Source organism: Streptomyces sp. TSRI0281 (assembly GCF_001905125.1).
In the GTDB taxonomy this organism is placed as follows: Bacteria; Actinomycetota; Actinomycetes; order Streptomycetales; family Streptomycetaceae; genus Streptomyces.
The window spans coordinates 115,387-134,559 of record NZ_LWLE01000014.1 but is presented as its reverse complement, the minus strand read 5'-3'; the positions used below and the strand labels follow the sequence as shown (position 1 = coordinate 134,559).

Below are 19,173 nucleotides of genomic sequence, written 5' to 3'. Positions count from 1 at the left end.
TTGGTCGTCCAAGTGGCATCGCTCTCTCCTCTCCTTGTGCGGTTCTCTGCACGGCCTAAGGGCTGTCCCGTAATCCCTGGCGGGCGCGCGACGACAGCTACGGCACCTCGCCGCGTTGTCGGAACGTCCGAATACATCCAGTATGCGAACGTCCCTCCGCCTTGCGATGCACCGCATCTGACGCCGCGCGCTGATCCACCAGGGATTACGGGACAGCCCTTAGCTGGCTAGCTGCTCCGCAGTATGGTCCCTCGCGATCGAGGCTCGAACCATGGGAATTGCAACCCTCAACGTCGAAGGCCCCCGCAGCGAGCTGCGGGGGCCTTCGACGTATTGCCCGGTGAGAGCAATGGCGGAGGATACGAGATTCGAACTCGTGAGGGTTGCCCCCAACACGCTTTCTAACTGTTCGTCCGGGGGTTCAGGCAGATCCGTCAGTGTCCTGACCAGCAGCGTAATCCCAGGTGGAAGCAGGCTGATCGTACCGGCACAGGAGTGAATGCAACGCATACTGCAACCCGCGGGTGGGCTCACCGGCGCGTTTGTCGCCCTCAGCTTTCCAAAGCTCTATACCCCTCTTACCAGCACGAATAAATCGGGACGCGGCTACTGATGGTTCTCCGGCCGGGAGGCAGGCCGGTTCTTCCGGGCCTGCCTCCCAAAGTGCCTCCGTGTCGGCCGTGTAGCTCGGCAAGGTCGCTGTGCCGCCTCGGGACCTACTCGAGGTCGGAGAACAGCTCGGCCTCGTAGATCCGTTGGGCCGTCGGACGGACCGGTCGGCGAAGAGCGGCGCGGTGTGCAGCTGAGGGCGGCTGCGGCGCGGGCGGGCGGGGCCTACGCCGACGCCTGGGGGGCACCGTCGCCTTGGGCCGTCGGTACCGTGCCGGTCGGCTTGCGTCATGCCGAAGGTTCTTACGTTGTACGGGTTTCATGAATCTCTCCCTGTTCAAGTGGCCTGTTTCCCACCATCCGAATTCGTACCTTCGGTCTCTGTGGCGTGGTGTGCCCCCTTCGCCATGGCGGGGCATCCGTATGCCCTTCTCCGATGATCCGCTGGAGCGGTCGGGGTGGAATGTTCGAAGCGTTGCAGATCAGCATAGGAAGTTCCAAACTGCTTTCGTTAGGCGAACGTTAATCGGTGCCCCGCTCGCCATGCCATGCTTCTCCAGTGCCTGCCTGTAAAGCCAACGCGGTGCGAGGCCGCATGCGACTAGAGGTGATGATCATGGAATTTCGCATCCTGGGCCCGGTGCTTGCTGTGGCAAATGAGCAGTCGGCCCCGATGAAGCCGACGAAGACCCTCGAACTTCTCGCTGTTCTGCTAATGGCGCCTGGGCATCGTGCCTCGCACGCCACTATCGCCAACTTCTTATGGCCGGGCGAGGAGTCGAACGCGAATCGAATTCGCCAATATTCTCATCAGTTACGGATGGAAATCCCGGGCATCGTCCAGTCGAACGATCGGGGATTCTGCCGGATCCAGGTGGACCCACAGAGTGTCGACTACGTGCGCTTCCAAGCCTTCCAGCGCCTCGCGAACATCGCCGATGATCCCCGGCGCCGGCTCAGCGCGCTCCGGTCCGCACTCGGCGAGTGGCGGGGAACGGCTCTGGAGGGCATGGCTGGCACGGGCTTCTCTCGGAAGAGAATCGAACTCACCACCGAATTGCGGAACGTGACAATTGCCTGTGCACTGACCGAGCTCGAGTGCGGGGAAGCGCACGCCGCGTTGCAGCGGGCTGACTCGGCGATGGCCCATTGGCCGGACGACGAGACGTTGCTGGAAGCGCAGGTGCGTGCCCTGCGCGCTCTCGGCAGGTCGGAACGAATCGAGCCGTTGCTTGCTCGCTGGGGGCGTCAGTTCGCTCGGCCCACCATGCACCTGTTGCTGGCAGGAGAGACGGACACTTCTGCTCCTACCGCTGACAGTGCCGAACCTGTCCGAGTCCGCCAGATCCCCAGGCAGCTGCCCTCCCCACCCATCGGCTTGGTCGGCAGACAAACTCAGCTCGACCGGATAGCGGAGACCCTTGCCGGCCGGACACCGGGCAGGAGCCGCGTCGCGGCGCTCACAGGCATGCCTGGTGTAGGAAAAACCTTCATCGCCATGGAGGCGGCCGCCCTGGCCGAACGGAGCTTCTCGGACGGAATTCTCTACGTCAACCTCGGTGGCTTTTCGTCAGGTGAACCGGAACGGCACGGCGCTGTCCTGGCCAGGTTCCTGAACGATCTCGGAGTACGTCCAGCGACTCCGACGATGGACGGCATGGTCTCCGCTTACCGAACTGCTCTCGCAGATCGCTCGCTGCTGCTGGTCCTGGACAACGCGCGCGACGAGGACCATGTCCGCCCGTTGCTTCCTGGCCCGGGGGCAAGCGCGGCGATCGTTACGAGCCGTCGTCAGTTGCACGGGCTGGCGATTCGTGAGGGTGCCGAGCTTGTCGACCTCGCTCCTCTGAACTCGCACGATGCCGTTGAGCTGCTGCGAATCCGGTTGGGCGAGGATCGGATGGGTGCGGCCGTCCCCTTCGTTGACGACTTGGTTGAACACTGTGGAGGCTTGCCCTTGGCGCTGGGGATCATGGCCGCGCGGATCAAAGAACGCCCGTCCCAGGCGCTGGCAGGCATGGTTCGCCAACTGCGGCAGGAGAGAACCCGGCTGCGTTCTCTCGACCTGGGCTCGGAGAGCCTGAGCGTCCGCCTGCAGCTGGAAACCTCCTACAAGTTGCTGCCGATACCGGCGGCGAACCTCCTCTGGCAGTTGACGGTCCATCCGGGGCCGACGATCAGCTGGGTGGCACTGCGCGCACTCGAAACTCACGGTATCGACAGCGTCAGTGACGCAGTCGACGAGCTGATGCGGATGAGCCTGGTGACTGAGCCGGTATTCGAGCGCTACTCCTTGCATGATCTCGTCCGCGTTTACACCGCTGAACTGTCGGACCGGCAGGACGAAGACGAGCGAGAGCGGGTCGTGGAGCGGGTGCTCCGCTTCCTGTTGCACAACGCCTGGGCGTGCGACCGAAGGCTGGATCCGGCCCGGCGACTGCCTATCGGCGAAGCCCCTGATGTCGAGGTGGTTACTCCGACCCATGCGGCGGACGCGATGTCCTGGTTCGAGGCCGAGTACTCAACCCTCACGGCTGCCGTCGGTCTGGCGGAGAAGCGTGGGCTCGACCGCTACACGTGGCTGCTCCCGATGGTCCTGGTGACTTTCCAATGGAGATCCGGGCGCCACCTGGACGCGCTCAAGTACCTGAACAGTGCGCTTGAGGCCGCGGGTCGGGAGGCCGGTCCGGCCGACGTGGCCATGGTGCACCGGATGCTTGCCGGCACCTACCGGAGCCTCGCGGACCTTCCGCGTGCCACGGGCGAACTACGACGCGCAGTGCGAGTGAGCGAGGACGACGGGGATGTCCTGGGCGCTGCCCTCGGGAGGCACATCCTGGGCGTTCTACTCCGTGAGAGCGGAGCCCCGGGTGAAGCGTTGGAGCATTTCATCGCTGCTCTGTCCGCTTTCGAGCAACTTGGTGACCTCCTCGGCCAAGGAGCCGCGCTGAACGGCATCGGAAGTGCCCGCTACGACCTCGGTCATTACGACGCGGCTCTGGAGTACTGCCGGCGTTCGCTGACGCTGTTGGAAGGAACGGACGATCTCAACGGCCTGGCGCATCTGCTGTTCAGCATGGGCCGAGTTCGGCTCGTATTGAGAGATCACGAGGCCGCCATTGCCGACTTCGAGCGCGCTCGTAATCTGTATCGCTCCTTGACCTACGGCAGTAGAGAGGCCCGGACGCTGGTCTGGATTGCGGCCGCCCTCCGCGGAGCCGGTCGGCCTCTGGAAGCCGAGGAGGCGATTCAGCAAGCCCAGGCACTATTACGAGAACTGGGTGAGAACGACCTGGACGCGGCTGTCGAGCGTATGAGGTGCCTCCCGTGACGGCCGTTCGACAGGGTGCTGGCTCCGTCCCGGTTACGGCAACGACAAGCCAAGCCGGTAAGGGGTGGTCGGGTCCGGCCGGGTGGCCTTCGGGGAGGCGGGGCAGCGGGGGGTGGGCAGCATTGGCCGCAGGTAGTTCCGCAGCGCAGCCAGATCCGGGCGTTCACCCGGGTCGATGGAGACCATGGCGAGCGCGAGGCTCTGAAGCGTATTGGACATATGGGCACGAAACCCGTTCGGGAAGGCTGGGGTGGTGGCATCTGGTGGGCCTTCCAGGCCGCTGTAAGGCAACTCGGCGCCGACCATGGCGAACAGCATGGTGCCGAGGGAGAAGACATCGACCTGCGGAGTCAGTAGTGCTTTATTGTCGTACTGCTCCGGAGGTGCATAACCCGGAGTGCCGCGAGGATCTGAGTTGATTTCCCCGATCGGCCCGGAAATGCCTACGTCTAGCAGTCTGACCTTCCCACTGGGCTGCATCATGGCATTCTTCGCGGAGACATCCCGATGTACGTAGCCCTCCCTATGTACGCCGTGCAGAATATCGCAGAGCTGCGCGACGACTGAGACTGCCGCAGCCGCTGGAACTGGATGGTGGTCGCTGATCCAGGACGCAATCGTATCGCCTTGGACCAGTTCCATCACAATGTATCGGCCCCGGTGCCGCCCGTAATAACCGTCTCCCAGTACCTCAGGAATTCCTGGTACATGCCGCATGAATGTGAGTCGTTCAAGCTCGTCTTCCAAAGCAAAGGCGGCAGAGGCATAGGTCTTCGTTGATTCGAAGGTGCGGGGGAATTGAGCTTTAACCGCCACTTCGCAACGGTCCAACTCGTCCCGGGCGACGAAGAGCTCACCCTCGCCGCCGTGGCCGAGCTTCCGCAGCACCCGGTAACGCCCGTCGAGAAAAGTCCCGGGAAGCACTTCATTCGCTCCGTAGTCAAAAGAGGATTACCCAGCAGGTTCGACAACCTGTTCCGGGGCCTAGAGAAACGAGAGGATTATGACAGAGACCTGGCCACCCGACGGACTGATCGGGGGATCCACCACCGTCACCCTGCGGCTAAGCATGTTCGGCCCGGAGCGGTACCGGTGCCCGGCGTCCGACGTGCTGAAGGCACGCGGGATGCGGCCTCGTGTACGGCCCGCCTGGAAACCTGAGGTGTTGGATCCGTTCCCCAACGGCCCGTTCATGGCTGCGGCCGACGAGCTCGATCGGCCAGCGGACGAATCGTCGCCGAACCCGCCGAGCGGAGGTCGACAGCGTCCGCTGCACGATGGGGTGCGCCAGTGGACCGAGCATGCGCTACTGATGTACCGGAAGGCTTTTCCCACCGACTCGGTACCGAATTCGGCCCTGCACCTCGCTCCCAACCCCTGGGTCTACAAGCATCAGCGAGCGGCCGGCGACGGTCAGGCCGCCGTGGAATACCGGATCACGGCTTGGGGCCGCTGTTTGGAATCCCCCGACGGTCGCCGGCGAGAGCTGCGACTGCCGGTGGTCAAGCGCCTCCGTACGCGCAGCGACACAGAGCGCGCGATAGCCGCCCTTGTAGCGGCCGAAGGGAACCCTGATCCACGACTGGAAGAAGTCAGGGTCGTTCAGTTCGCCCTGTCCGACGGTCGCACGGCTCCGATCTTCGAAGGCAGCCGGGCCGAGGCACTGACCTTGTACCGGAGGGACGGGGCGCCCGCTGTTCGCGCTCTGCTCGGCAGCCAGGAATACCGCCCCGGTACCGCCTGCGTCTCGTGTGCTATCGCGCCAGTGTGCCCGACGCTTCCGAAGACCGCGGGCTTACTGGGGACGGCCGATCGAAGTCAGCCGCGGCGCAGTTGGTCCTCGACCACCGGGCGTGGCCACCAGAGTTGCCCGGCCCGCGGCTACCTGCGCGGCCTGCGGCTCCCGGCTGATGACACCGTGGAGCGGGGCACCGCTGCCGAGCGTGGGCGGGCGTTGCACGCCTTCCTCGCCGAGCGGCACGAACGGCAGTCGCGCACGCCCTGCACACCTGAGATCCCGAGGGACTGGGTGCCCGAGGGGTACCGGCTCCCCGATGAGGAGCGGCAGCTTGGTGCCGATCTGCTGCGGCACCATGCTGAGGTCTGCCCGCTGCACACGGCCGAACCGGAGTCGGAGATCCGGATCGAGCCCAGGATGGCCTTCGACGACACCGCAGCCGACCTGCTCGTCCTGGCGGAACCCGACCTGCTCTACAGAAGCGAGGGTTCATGGGTCTGGCGGGAGACTAAAACTTCTGCCAGTGACCGGCCTCGCCGCGACCTGTTGGCTGCCTACCCTCAGCTGGCCCTGGCCGTGAAGATCATTGGCAGCGGCGTACTTTCCGGCCCGCAGGTCCGGGGGCGGGTCGAACTGGAGCTGCTGCGCCCCGCCGGAGCCGATCTGCGCACCATCGATCCCTTCGCACCCGCGACCCTTGCCGTCGCCGAAGCGGTGCTACGCGAACAGGTCGAAGGCTGGCATACGGAGACGCTGTTCGAGGCAGTGCCCGGCCCGGAGTGTGCCCACTGCGAGGTGGCGAGGTGGTGCTCTGTGCGGCAGTCGCAGCAAGTGGGCTCAGAGGAGGGCCAGTGACCGAGGACGGACAGGCCATCGCTCTGCTGGCCGCAGTGGCCCGCGGCGTGCTCGAACTGACCTCGATCAACCGGTCTGCGGCACTCCGGCTCCCTTACCCACCAGGAGTTCAACTTGTCTTGGACCAAGTGGTGTTGTCGGGAATGACCCGCAGCCATCCGGTTCCGGCCGGAGTACCGGACCTGATGCGTTGGTGTCGAGAACGAGGGCCGGAAGAATGGGTGCCAGGGTTACCGGACGAATTCCTGACCGTTGGCACCCGCCTGATTCACCCCGAGGCGGGTGAGCCTACGCGGACCTGCGTCGAACTGGCCTCCCTCGGCCCGTACGGTGTGCCGGAGCGGGAAGCCGAAACACTGCTCGCCGAACTCGCCGCTGCCTGCGGCACCGTGGAGCGATTCGCGGCGTGCCGAGACTTCCTCATCGACCGGCCGGTCATGCTCCGTCCTGATCCGATGCAGCTGATGCAGCCGGCCGTGGCTCAAGTCTGGAATCTGGTCAAGGGACTCTACGGTCCTGTGCCCGACCGCTTCCCGGACGCCGGGCTGCTGCACTGCTGTCGCGATTGTGGGCTGCTCGCCAAGTACGTCACGGCCGGGCGCCCTTGGTGTGAGGGTGGCTGTTCATCCGGAGACCGTGAACTCGAAACGTCCCAGGGGTCCCAGTCGGCCCTTGCTCTTCCCTTCGCGCTCCGGCTTTTCCTGGCACTTCCCGGTCGCACCGAGCAGACAGTCCGCTCCCGGCTCACAGATCAGGTCCAGCTGCTCCCACTGGGTCTGGGCGTCCATCGCGTCACCAGCCCGGACGGAACTCTCCGGGTCTTCCAGGTCTATGACCGAGAACAACCGGGCCTGGCCGCTCTGCGGGCGGCGGAGGTCGCCACGCTGCTCGACGGTCCCCTGGACATCGTGATGCCGGACGCCATGGCAGGGCGCCCCGGATGTCGCCGGCGCTTCGACCTTGCCCTACCGGTGGGAGCTCAGGTGCGCCTCGTGGCCGCGAGCGATTTCACAACACCGGGACCAGCCCATCGATCGAGGAGGAACCGTGCGTAGTACTTCCCAGTCCCTGCGCGAGGTGGTCGTCCCACTGTCGGATGCCGCCCCGAAGATGAAGACTGCCCGGCTCGTCTCCTTGTGCGAGATCGAGGTGGGGCTCCTCCTCCAAGAGACATTCGCGGCAGAAGCTCCGGCAGAGGACGCCTGGACACTGTTCAGCGGGTACCCGTTCGCACGGGCTTGGCGAGCCGTCGATGCTGTTGGCGAGCGGACTCTCCGCACAGCCCGGCACACGGTGTGGACCTGGGGTCGGCGTAGGGCGTGGACCGAGGCACTCCAGGATTACCAGCTGCTCGACCGGCAGCTCAGAGGCTATGAGGTCGCCGACCTGAGTCTTCCAGCCGTCCGTCGGCGTTCGCTATCGGTGGCGCCGGACCGCTGGGACGCCTACGAACGGCTGCTGCGCGAGGCACCTGCTTTCGCCGGACGGCCCATGGTGATCGCGGCGGCCGGAGGGCACACCTTCCCGATCGGACGGCATCAGGCCACCGTTCAGCTGCCCGAGTCAGCCCTTCCCTCACCGGTCGAACATGATTTCGCGACACTGCCGGAGAACGGCGGTAAGCCACTGTCCTTCCTGTGGGGCGACCTGCTGGAGACAGCGGCGTACATGGATTCCGTGAAGTCCGAGAACTGGGCAGGGCGGCTTGGGGCGGTCCACCTCTTCACCCGCCAGGCGGACGGGTTCCGGTGCGCGGACCGCTTTGAGGTGCGACGGATCCAGCACCTGCTGGGCATCGTCGGCGCCGGTAAGAGCACCCTGCGAGACGTGCTGGCGGTGCACATGGCCCGGCAGGGCATGCGGGCGACCATCGTCGTCGGGGACGTCGCGGAACAGCTCAAGATGGTGGAGCGGTACAACACATACGTGCCCCGATCTGCCGCGCCGGTTCTTGGTGCTTCGGGTCGCCAGCGGCACGCCGAGCGACTGCACCGGCGGTTGGCTGGCCGTGGCAGACGCAACCTGCTCGCGCACGACGATCCGGCGTTCGCATACCTGAGCACGTCCTGCGCTCTGAATGCACTCCGATACGCAGAGGGGCAGCTCGCCGACGATCTGCTGGGATTCGGCGAGGCGCCTTGCGCCCGATTGCAGAAGCCCAGCCGCCGCGATCCCGCCGGTGACCTTTGGGAACGGCGGCAGTTGGCCTGTCCTTTCTGGTCCGCCTGTCCCCGCCACCACGGAGCCCGAGAGCTGGTCGGCGCGGCCCTATGGGTTGCCACACCGCCCAGCCTGGTGGATTCCAAGGTGCCGCACCCACAGAACCCGGAACGCGTCCGGTACCTCGAACTCGCCTGTCGGCGCAGTGACCTGGTGATCATCGATGAGGCGGACCGAGTCCAGATGCAGTTGGATCGGATGTTCGCGCCGGCCATCCCGCTGATCGGCGGCGGCTCCGACACACGGTCCTTCCTGCACGATGTCAACCAGCACCGTATCCGTGAGTTGGCCGGTGCCGGCGGGATCCAGTTGTCCGACCGCGACGTGGAGAACTGGTCGGCGGCCGTCAACACCACGCAGACCGCCGCCGACCGCCTGGTGGCCATGCTCGTCCGCGATGTGGAACTGCGGAACTGGGTCAGAACTGGGTACTTCAGCGCGTGGACGCTCCAACTCCGCCTGGTGGAGGAGCGGTATCCGCTCCCGGAAGATCGTGAGGGGACGTCGGCCGAGGCATTGGGACCTGCGGTCGGGCATCGGCACCGGGCTCCGCGGCTTCGACTCACCGAGATCCTCGACGCCTTCCGGGAGAATCCGTTCGGCGACCGGCAGCGATACACCGAGGACGGCGTGGAACTCACCGCCTTGCTGGGCGAACTCCTGCACACCAACCGGCGCGAAACAACCCGCGAGCGGCTGGAGGAGATGGTATGCCGCCTTTTCGCCCTGGACCCGCTGCTGGAGCCCACGGCCGAAGCCTCTGAGCAGTACGAGGAGCTGCGCCACCTCGCGGCCGCCGAGCGGCCCCGGGCGCCGCAGCCTCCTGGAAAGAGCCGCAAGAGGGCGAGGCGGCTGAAGAAGGAACCCCTTCCGGAGAACTCTGACGACTGGCTCAAGCTGCTCGTGACCCGCTTCGAGTTCACCATGCTCCTCAGCGCCCTGGAGCCCAGACTTGCCCTGATCAACGCCATGTGGCCGCGTGTCGCGTCAGCACTCAACCTGGGCTTCAACGAGATGTACCGCAGGCCGCTCGACTACGGACCCATGGTGCCCGAGGCGCCGATGGGCAATGTGATCGGCTTCCAGTTTCTGATGGACAGCCCGGATCACGGTGGAGTGCGCACCGGGGAACTCAGGTTCTTCCGGTGCAGCGGGGTCGGCCGGGAACTACTTCGGGAGATGCCCGACCTGCCGACGGTGGATGGTCGCCCTGGTACCAACGTCCTGTTGATGTCGGGTAGCAGTTGGGCAGGCAAGTCCAGCCGCTATCACATTCCGGTGGAAATAGGCGTGATCATCGAGCCAGGCCCGGAGGACCTGGACCGGATCGCCGAACAGAGTGAGTTCCGCTTCGAGTTCATTCGCAGCGTCTGCGGATGCCGCGCGGGCTGCACCTGCGATGGACAGTACGACGCGCAGCGACTCTCCGGCGAGCCACTCGATCAACGGCAGGAGATCCTGCGCCGGATGGCCGTCGCCCTCGGCGACGAAGACGCCGGAATCAGCCGTCTCCGGGAGGAGTTACAGCGCCTTCCGGAGAGTCGCCGCCACATCCTGCTGCTCGTCGGCAGTTATGAGGAATCCAAAGTCGTGGCGGACACCCTGCACACCCTCAATAGGCGGTGGAAGTGCAGGGTCCGCCGGCTGGTGTCGGACGACGATCCCGAGGCCGGCGTTTTGGGGGAGGGCGACGAGCACCACGCGCCCATCCTGCGCCGTGGCGACGTCGAGACGCTGGCCAGTACCCGCGCCGAGATCCTGGTGGCGCCGCTACTAGCTGTCGAGCGCGGACACAACATCCTCGACCTAGACCGCGATCACGCTGCGATCGGGTCGATCTACTTCCTCGCCCGACCCAACCCGCGCCCCGACGACCTCGGCCTCGCGGTACACGCGATCAACGACTGGATTGTGCGGGCCATGAGGGGCGGGGCGTTCGACGAATGGGTACGAAGCGAGCCCAGCCTCGGTCTCGGTGCCCGCAAGGTCAGGGATCTCGCTCGATCTCAGTGGTACCGGGTGCTCGCCCGGAGCATGGCATGGAGCTCCCTCGGAGATGACCGGGAAGCGATCACCTGGGACCTGCTCGTACTGATCTGGCAGGTGATCGGCCGTTCCGTGCGTGGTGCGGTGCCTACCAGGGTCGCCTTTGTCGACGCCACATTCTCCCCCCATCTGGCCGCTGGAGGGGCGTCCCAGGAACCGGACACTCCCAAGAGCAGCCTCCTGCACAGCATCCACTCCGTCCTTGAGCCCTACTTCACCCCCGGGACCGACGTGCCTGCCGACGATCGTCACATCGTCCGGGCGCTCTACCGCCCGATGTGGACAGCCCTCGACCGCTGCCTCCATCCATCCCCCAATGAAGGGAACACCGCGTGTATCACCTGATCAGTACCACAGCCTATGAACCGGATATGGACAGGGAACCCTGGGCTGAGCAGTACCGGGTCATCAGCTTTCCCGAAGAGTGGCGGGCCGAGTTCATGGACCTCTACCGGCGGCGATGGCGCCGCCGGGAACAGCCGACGGCCTTGCCGATCAGCAAGCTCAACGACCTACTCCGAGCCACCGCTCCGGGCCTGGTGGCCACGGGCAGGGGGGCCGGCAGCAACGCCGAGGTCCCGTGGTTCTATGCGTCCGAGGAGATGCCCGCGGAGCTGATCTCCCCGCTGCTGGCCTCCTGGGTGATGACCCTGCCGCCCGGCACCGATCCCGAGCCTGAGCGCATGGCCAACCACCGGGCAGCCCTCGACCGGGCCCTTGCACTGATCGACGACTACACCCCGCAGTGGCGCACTGAGTCGGTGGACCTCACGGCTGCGGATCACTCTCCGGGCGGCACCGCCCACCCCGACCGCAGGCTCTATCAACTGCTGCCCGAGCGGATCGGTGCCAGGCTTGCCTCCTCCCCACTTCGCCTCAACGGCGTCGACCTGTCCTTCCGGCTGGTCACCCGCGACCAAGGAGTTGAGCTGGTCAGCTGGCCACCACGGTCGTACGCGAAGGGAAAACACACATGGTTCTACTCAGGACTGGTGACCGTCACCGTTCAGACGGTGCCCTTCGCCCCACGGTTCCGTGTGCATGTCTCATACGGGATCCGTCGCTGGGCCACAGGATCGCCCGTATGGCTGCCGGAAGGGCATGGTGCGACCGTACTGCTCGACGCGCCGCTGCCGTGGCCAGGTGTCCACGGCCCGCGCCGACGGCTCACAGCCAATTCCCTTGCCTACGACCGCAGCCTCGGGATGCTCGCCTGGAGTCGGCAGAGTCTGGTCGGCCTGCTGCCCGAACTGGACGTGACGCGCGCCTACCCCAAGCCGTCTGATCTGGTTGCCGAACCGGTCGGGTGGATCGAAGGACAGAACGGGGTTGCGGCTGGCATCCTGCACAGCACCGCGATGGGGCGGCATGGTGTCGGCGCCGGGCTCATGCCGTTGGAACGCTCGCTGCTCGACCACTGGGTCGAGGAAGGCATCGGCCCCTTCCTGCGCCGGGTACCTGAGCTTGAACGCGTGCACCGGAAGTCCAAGCCCGTCCTGCTGCCCACCTCCCCGACGAAAGACCAGGCGGAGCAGGAGAAGCGGGCCCGGAACCGAATCCAAGCCCGCCGGGACGCGGTGCGCGCGACCCTCGACGGGCGTCCGCTGTTGGTGGACGTACTCTGGCAGACCGAGGAGACCCGGGACGCTTTGGTCGCGGCGCTTCGTGAGTGGCTGGGCCTCTCTGCCGGATCCTGCGGAGTGGATGGTGAACATGAGTGGCAGGACGGCGAACTGCGAGTCAGGTTGCGTACCCGTCCGCTCGGGACCCTGGGCGCCCCACTCGAGGTCATCCGGAAGTCCGGCCACAAACGAGCGCAGGCGCTCGCTCAGGCTGTACGGGAGCGCGCTGCACGGACGACTGGCCACTTTGTCCCCCCACCGGCCTCGGAAGGGCTGGTGATCGTGGAGACGCTCGGTCCCGAGCGCTTCCCAGTCCGGGACTCCGATCCCAAGTCTGCACTCCGGCTCGGTTGCGCCGTGGCCCGTCGAGTCAGCCAGTTCATCGTGGTTCCGGAAGACTCTGACGGGGCCGTGGCCCATCGTGCAAAGTCCGCCGTAGCCGACGGGATGCGCCAACTCGGTGCTGTGGTCCCGCCGGACCAACGGCTGGACGACAAGCTGGCGGATGGCCTTCAGTACCTGGCGCTCTGGTACGTCCGGTGCCAGGCAGACGGTCCGACCCGACAGGCGGGACAGCGCTTGGTTGCTCTCCGCATCCGGCCACGCGATCCTGTACATCCGGTGTGTGGCTGGGACGACACCCGCAAAAAGTGGCTCCCATACGCCCAACTATTGCTTGCCCTCGCTGCCGACGAGTTCACGTCGGACCACCCGACGCAGATCCGATCAGCCCGGGCCTTCTCCACCCAGGATGAGCGGCGTGACGAGGTCGAGCGCCAGGTCAGGTCACTGCTCTACCAAGTACGCGATCGACCGACCCTGCTCCTGGTAAACAGCGGCAACCTACGCGGGGTATGGCCCGGCCTGAACAACGGACAACTGGTCAGGGACATGGTGACTTTGCACGGGGAACAGCTGACGCGGCTCGCGCTCTATGGAGGCGGCTTGCGAGCGGTGTTGATTCGGGACGCCAACAGTCGCGGCGAGACGCCCGAGTGGTATGCGCCCGGCGAGACCGACGAGGAGCCGCCAGGGTTCTCCGCTGGCCTCTGGGCCGCCCGCGAGGCGAGCCCGGACAACCGTGTGTTCGTCAGCACCGTCGGTAAACCGCCGACGGCAGGCACGGTGCGGCGCGACCTACGCAAACTGGTACCCGACAAGGACTGGCCCCACGGCCCTGCGGCTACGGCCTGGAATCCACAGGCATTGGAACTCACCGTGCTGGGATGTCTGTCGGAGGCAGCTCTGGCTGCGGGGGGAAGCCCCGGCGCGACGCCAGAACGACCCGCAGTAATTGCGGCAGCCGTCCACCAGCTGCGCTTCCACGACGAGTACCACCCGCTTGCCCGGCCGCTCCCGCTGCACCTGGCGAAACTCGCCGAGGAGTACTTCCTACCATTGGCTCCAGCCCCGGCAACCGAGCAGGTCGACGAATAGACGTTGCTGAGCCGGAGGTGCCGTGCTAGCCCTCCTTGTGCCCATTGCCGCACAGAATCGCTGCTCTGGCTGCCCAAGCCAGAATGCTCTGCCCTCGCATTGATAGCCCGAGTCGATTCCAGTGAAAGATCACGTGGTAGCTGAGCACCTGTCGCAGCCCACGGTCGAGTGTTCCGTCTCGGACGCCGTCGGCGAGGGCTTGGCCGGCGTTGTGAAATGCGGCGACCCACTCGGCGACAGGTTCCAGTGGGCCCCCGGGGCGCAGCAGGACGTCACTGTCGGCGAGAAGCAGAGGACGGATCTCCTGGACTCGGGCGTCGAGCTGTTCCGGCGGAACGTCGCTGACGGCCGAGCGGTGCTCCGTCGTAATGACGCGGTCCCAGACATCGCCCTGCTCGTACCACTCCAGTCGGGCGGCGCGCATCATGATCGTGCACAGGAGGACGGACAGTTCCCTGGGCCCGACGGTGAGATCGTCGCGCTGGCGCAACAGCTGGATCTCTCGGCTATCGGTGACGAACAGGGCGTGCGCGGCCGTCATGCTGGTCTTCCCGCCGAACGCTGGAGTCTCCGGTTCGTAGATGCCGGGCCACCAGCGCTGAAGGTGTCCGTCGGAGACGAGGCGGTCGAAGCCGTCCCCGATCGTCAGCTTGGCGCCGCCCGCAGGCTGGACCCGGAGGCGCAGCCGCCAGCAGGGGTGCTTTCTGGTGTACCACCAGCCGTCGATCGCGCGGGCGGCTTCCGCCTCGCGCAGGATGGGCAGGACGTGCGTGGTGAAGGTGGTGTCGGCGTTCGGCCAGTCGGTGAAGTGGAGGTACGTCTGCCACCAGTCGGTGATGGCTGCGTGGCGGGCCAGGGCTTCTCGGCCGGCCTGGTCGTAGACCGCGACCGCGTCGGAGAGGACCACAGGGTCTATCCGGTACTGCTGCGCCGCGTCGGCGAGCGGCAGGCCGGTCAGGACGGCGAGGACGGCGTGCTGCGTCGGACTCGGCTCGGTTGTCTGGATCAGTTGATCAAGAGACATGTGTCCCATCCAGTGCTCGGCGCCTGCTGCGAGGCGAGCGTGGTGAGGGCGAGTGCGGTGCCGGCGGCGCCGTTGATCAGGCCGGGATCCGAGAGGGAGCTGGACCGGCCGGATGCGGCGAGGGCGTCACCAAAGCGTTCCGGGAGGGCGTGAAGCCGCGGGTCGAGAGCGTCTGCGGCTGCGCGGTGAGCGGTCTGGTAGATGCCCGCCCATCCATGGCAGAGACCGCTGTCGGTGACCAGGGCGAGTTGCGCGGGATCGGACAATGTCCGGTACAGGGCGTCCTCGTAGAAGTTCTGGAGTGTGGGTGAGCGCAGGGCGATCCCTGCGAGTTGCCCTGCGCGTGCGATGCCCGTTGTGCCGTAGCACCAGCTCGGGCGGGCGGGGGCGTCGTGATGAGGTTGGCCGCGGTCGTGGTCGCGCCGGGAGATGTGCTCTGGCCACCAGGGGCCGTAATCGCCGTGCTGGCACCAGGCGTCGAGGTGGGCGCAGATGGTGAACATGGCGTCCTGGTGACCACGGACGGTGATGCCTCGGCGCATGGCCTGGGCCAGGAGGAGAAGTGGGCCAGTAATGCCGTGGGCTGCGCCGAAGTTGCCGTGCCCGCCCGGGAAGTGGGGCGACTCGCCGCGCGCCGGGTCATGGCGTACCCACCAGCCGGGCAGCCCGCGCCTGTCAGCGGCGAGTGGCCGGGTCAGGGCGACGAGGTACTGCAAGATCCTCTCCAGGGCTGTGCCTTCGGGCTCGGTGCGCAGGAGGTAGGCGCCGATCCCTGTGAGGCCGTAGAAGAGGTCGTACTCCGCGAAGGTCGGCAGGTCTCCCCTGTCGATGCGGGCGAGCGCGGCGTCCACGCGGCGGTTGGCGAGGTCGGTGATGTGCTGGTGAAGGGTCGTGCGGGCCGAGACGTACAGATGCTGGTAGGCCCGAGGGACGGCGGTGAGGACGAAGCCGACGGCCGGGGCGCCGAGGAACAGGCCCGTCTGGTCGGCCGCGCTGATGGGTCCGGAGGCTGCACTCGTGATCCACCGGTGCGCGGAACGCCAGGAGCCGCCGTACCTGCTGGCGATCTCGATGTGCAGCAGGCTGATTCCGGCAGCGCCGTCGGCGAGCGACTGCACCGCCCAGGGCTCCTCCGGGGGCGGGGGAGGAGGCTCAGCCAGATCAGCTGTGTACTGCTCCAAGGCTGTTGCGGCGGTGGTTGCCAGCGTGGTCATCGGTCCGCCATCCGGTGCTGGAGGGCGGCTGTTCGCACGAGTCGAATCGTCGTCTCCTCGGTGCGCGGATCGACGCCAAGAGTTCGGACGTGGTGCTGGTGCAGCAGCGACCGGGCGACGTCGAGCGGATTACGTTCACTGACCAATGCGGTCCGATAGAAGTCCACGGCGGCGGCGCGGGCTCGCCACGCTTCGGTGACCTGCTGGCCCCCGGGGAGGGGCGCGAGCGCAGAGGCGCCGTTTGGCCCAGTGAGTTCGAGCACCTGGCTGCGCAGGGTCCGGTCCAAGCGTCCGGTGCCCTGGGGGAGGTTGCCCACCAGCCACTCTTCGGCCGCCGCAGCGTTCGGTGCCAGGGGAGTGACGAGGTGCAGCGCGCTGGCGGCGGCGAGGGCCTGTCGGGCGAAGGCATCGGTGCGCTCGGCGAGCTGGATCTGCGCAAGGGCGGCGGCGGAGTCCGCGGCGAACACCTGGTGCGCGGCGTCCATGGCCGGCCCGTGGCCGAAGCGTCCGGCCTGCGGCTGGTACGGGGCCAGGGCGAGTCCGGACGCGAGTCCCATCGTGTGCAGGTTGTCGGCCCAGGCGCGGGCTTGCTGTGCGCCGACTCCGTACGAGTCCGGCGACAGGAGCAGGGTGAGGTCGAGGTGCTGGTCGGCGTCCGGCCGGGCCATCTCCCGGTGGCGGGTGAACCACCAAGTCGGCGGCTCCTCCCCGAATGCGGCGAGCAGGTGGGGGACGTGGTGGCTCAGGATCTCGTCGTAGCGGCCCGGATGGGAGTGGAGCTGTGCGTGAAGAACGTCGCCGCCGCCCGGCAGATGCCGGTCGGCGCCCGGCGACGTGGTGGAGCGCGGCCGGGGCTTGTACGGGGTGCCCGGCTCGGAACGGCCCAGCGAGAGCCAGATCTCGTGTGCCCGTCCGATCCAGCCGTGGGCGTCTGCGTCCGGTACCTCGCGCAGCTCCACGCGCCGGGCGTTGTCGAGGTGGGCGCGCAGGACCCGGAGGTGGACCGGGTGGGACAGGTCGAGCGGGAGGCGCTGGTCGTACTCGATGACGGCGACCTGCATCGGGACCCGCAGCCGGTCCCGCCAGGAGGCGAAGGCGTCCTCCCACTCCCGCCTCGGGGCTTTGCGGCCGGGCAGGTCTGCCGCCATCAGCAGCCATCGGGCCTGCGTGAGGATGGTGCGGCGGTAGCGGACCCGGGGGAGGTACGGGAGCCGAGAACCGGCACCGAAGTCGAACGGCTTGTAGGCGGCGTACCGTCCGTTGGCCACCTCTGCCAGGAACCGGGCCAGCGGCGGGGTCTGGGTTCCGCCTTCCAAGGCGTGCAGGACCCGCACGTCGATGGGCCGGCCGGTGGAGAGCTGCACGAGATGGAAACTGCGCGGGTCGGCGGTTACGGCGATGTCGGCGAGCCGGATCGTCGTCTCGTCGCGCTCCTGGTGGCCGGACAGCTCGATGATGTGCGGCAGCAGTCGTGATGTGCGGGTGACGTTCTCGTTGCGGTGCCGACGCGGTGGGAACACGAGCTGCGCCGCGAGGCGGTCCGGTGCCCCGCGATAGCTGGTGGCGAGGGCGTCTTGGTGCTCGGGCGGCAGGACGTGGGCGAACCGGCCCGCCATGCTGCTGCCGGGGCGGGGCACCGCCGTGAGCAGGAGGTCGAACGTGCCGCTGGACAGCGCCCGGGTGCTGGGGGCGTGGATCTCGAAGGCGGCCTCCACTCGGGGCACGAACAGCCGCTCGTCCGTTCCGGCGGCCTTCTCCAGGGCATGGACCATGTCGTCCGTCAGCCGCAGTTCGTCGCGGCCGTCGAGGAGGACTTGCTGTATCAGCGAGAGCAGCAGCTCGTCGCGGTCTGTGCGCACCTTCAGGGAGGCTCCGCGTTCGGAGCCGATGTATCCGGCGGGCAGCCCGAGGCCGCTGTCGGCAACCAGGTCCATCACCGGCACCAGGGCGCCGACGCCGTACCGGGCCCGGAACCGGCGGTGGTAGTCGCGCCAGTGCTGATAGCCGTAGGGCTGCGGGGTGGTCCGGTAGAGGGCTGACACGGCTGCCTGCGCTTCCGCGATCACGGTCTGCGGGAGCTGGGTCTCGCAGTCGAGGGCGGTGTCAATGAGCAACGGTGTCGGGGTGACGGCGGTGAGGGCGCGCATCCGTGTGGCGAGGGCGCTCACGCTGATGTCGGAGAGTGTCGGCTGGTGGGCGGATACCTCGTCGCGTAGTGCGTACAGCTCGTGTACCAGGTCCCGCACGTCAGGGATGCTGTCTGCGTCGTGCTGTTCCAGTTCGTGGCACAGGTGCTGGAGGGGGTCCACGGTGGTCATGGGTGCCCACAGGCTGGTGATGAGGAACTGCTGCTCGACCAGGCCGGTGAGAAGCGCGTCGATCTGCTCCGGTGTGGCCTGGGGGAAGCTGTCGCGCAGGTGGCCGTACAAGGCGCCGTAAGGGATGGGCGAGCGGGCGGCGTCCATGACGGCGGCCACCGGCCGGGCATTGCGGACGGATATCTCGACCGGGGCCAGCAGGACGGCGTGCCCGTCGGAGGGCGGGCCCGGCGCCACGAGCCGATCGCCCCGCGTGCGGGCGGCGTTGTTGGCGACGAGCGGGAGCCGCGCCAGTAACGCGGGGATGCGCTGGAGCCGGAGGACCATGTCGGTGACCCATTCGGAGTCCGGCCGGATCAGCACGCGGTGCTTGTCGCGCCACCGCGCGCTTGCCCTGGGCCCTACCGTCACCGGAGCGGTGCCGGCGAACAGGCCCAGCGGGGTCGGTCGGTGTTGCCGCCGCAAGAGGTAGGAGACCGTCGATACCGCGGTGCGGCGGACGTGACGGGGCTCGGACTGCCGGCCTTGGACGACTGCTTCGACGGCGTCGGACAGGACGGGGGTGGCCAGCTCCACCGCGTTGCGGAAGTCATCGCACTCCCAGACGCGGTTCAGCCACCCGCGAGTGACGGCCACGTTGTCCAGGTCGAGGGTACGGGGGATGTCTGCCGGCTCGGGGCTGGTGGTGGCGCGCAGCATGGCGGCGCCCTGCCATCGGTAGTCGGCGACTGCTCGGGAAACCATGGGGCCCTCCGTCTG

The 19,173-nt window shown here is 67.2% G+C and carries 9 protein-coding genes; 5 read left to right on the top strand and 4 right to left on the bottom strand.

The window, feature by feature from the left end; all coding sequences use genetic code 11:
* Positions 1-1,219 precede the first annotated feature (1,219 nt).
* Positions 1,220-3,940, top strand: coding sequence for an AfsR/SARP family transcriptional regulator (locus A6A29_RS21855; protein ID WP_241838597.1), 2,721 nt, complete (start codon positions 1,220-1,222; stop codon positions 3,938-3,940).
* A gap of 33 nt (positions 3,941-3,973) precedes the next feature.
* On the opposite strand, the gene A6A29_RS21850 is transcribed toward A6A29_RS21855, so the two are convergent.
* Positions 3,974-4,864, bottom strand: coding sequence for a serine/threonine protein kinase (locus A6A29_RS21850; protein WP_073722139.1), 891 nt, complete (start codon positions 4,862-4,864; stop codon positions 3,974-3,976).
* A 79-nt stretch (positions 4,865-4,943) separates the two neighbouring features.
* Here A6A29_RS21850 and A6A29_RS21845 point away from each other — a divergent pair, with 79 nt between their 5' ends.
* The 4 genes from A6A29_RS21845 to A6A29_RS21830 are packed head-to-tail and all read left to right on the top strand — an operon-like array spanning position 4,944 to position 13,858.
* Positions 4,944-6,533, top strand: coding sequence for a PD-(D/E)XK nuclease family protein (locus A6A29_RS21845; protein ID WP_079182933.1), 1,590 nt, complete (start codon positions 4,944-4,946; stop codon positions 6,531-6,533).
* The gene (locus A6A29_RS44865) at positions 6,530-7,588 is read left to right on the top strand and encodes a hypothetical protein (RefSeq protein ID WP_143197027.1); all 1,059 of its coding nucleotides are present in this window, start codon (positions 6,530-6,532) and stop codon (positions 7,586-7,588) included. Before A6A29_RS21845 ends, A6A29_RS44865 begins: the two co-directional genes overlap by 4 nt.
* 22 nt (positions 7,589-7,610) lie before the next feature.
* Positions 7,611-11,144, top strand: a complete 3,534-nt coding sequence (locus A6A29_RS21835) for a hypothetical protein (RefSeq protein ID WP_158074434.1) — start codon at positions 7,611-7,613, stop codon at positions 11,142-11,144.
* Positions 11,132-13,858, top strand: coding sequence for a pPIWI_RE module domain-containing protein (locus A6A29_RS21830; RefSeq protein WP_073722137.1), 2,727 nt, complete (start codon positions 11,132-11,134; stop codon positions 13,856-13,858). The genes A6A29_RS21835 and A6A29_RS21830 overlap by 13 nt, the downstream gene beginning before the upstream one ends.
* Before the next feature lie 25 nt (positions 13,859-13,883).
* Here the strand turns inward: A6A29_RS21830 and A6A29_RS21825 are convergent, their stop codons facing one another.
* The 3 genes from A6A29_RS21825 to A6A29_RS21815 are packed head-to-tail and all read right to left on the bottom strand — an operon-like array spanning position 13,884 to position 19,158.
* Positions 13,884-14,882, bottom strand: coding sequence for a thiopeptide-type bacteriocin biosynthesis protein (locus tag A6A29_RS21825; protein WP_073722136.1), 999 nt, complete (start codon positions 14,880-14,882; stop codon positions 13,884-13,886).
* Positions 14,864-16,096, bottom strand: a complete 1,233-nt coding sequence (locus A6A29_RS21820) for a lanthionine synthetase C family protein (protein ID WP_073722135.1) — start codon at positions 16,094-16,096, stop codon at positions 14,864-14,866. The genes A6A29_RS21825 and A6A29_RS21820 overlap by 19 nt, the downstream gene beginning before the upstream one ends.
* Positions 16,093-19,158 carry a lantibiotic dehydratase gene (locus tag A6A29_RS21815; protein WP_073722134.1) on the bottom strand — a complete coding sequence of 1,022 codons (3,066 nt, stop codon included), beginning with the start codon at positions 19,156-19,158 and terminating at the stop codon, positions 16,093-16,095. The genes A6A29_RS21820 and A6A29_RS21815 overlap by 4 nt, the downstream gene beginning before the upstream one ends.
* Between the last annotated feature and the right edge of the window lie 15 nt (positions 19,159-19,173).

What these genes read in the sequence shown, in the direction of transcription:
- A6A29_RS21855 (WP_241838597.1), top strand. Translation starts at nt 1,220, where the DNA reads ATGATCATGGAATTTCGCATCCTGGGCCCGGTGCTTGCTGTGGCAAAT.
- A6A29_RS21845 (WP_079182933.1), top strand. Translation starts at nt 4,944, where the DNA reads ATGACAGAGACCTGGCCACCCGACGGACTGATCGGGGGATCCACCACC.
- A6A29_RS21825 (WP_073722136.1), bottom strand. Translation starts at nt 14,882, where the DNA reads ATGTCTCTTGATCAACTGATCCAGACAACCGAGCCGAGTCCGACGCAG.
- A6A29_RS21820 (WP_073722135.1), bottom strand. Translation starts at nt 16,096, where the DNA reads ATGACCACGCTGGCAACCACCGCCGCAACAGCCTTGGAGCAGTACACA.
- A6A29_RS21815 (WP_073722134.1), bottom strand. Translation starts at nt 19,158, where the DNA reads ATGGTTTCCCGAGCAGTCGCCGACTACCGATGGCAGGGCGCCGCCATG.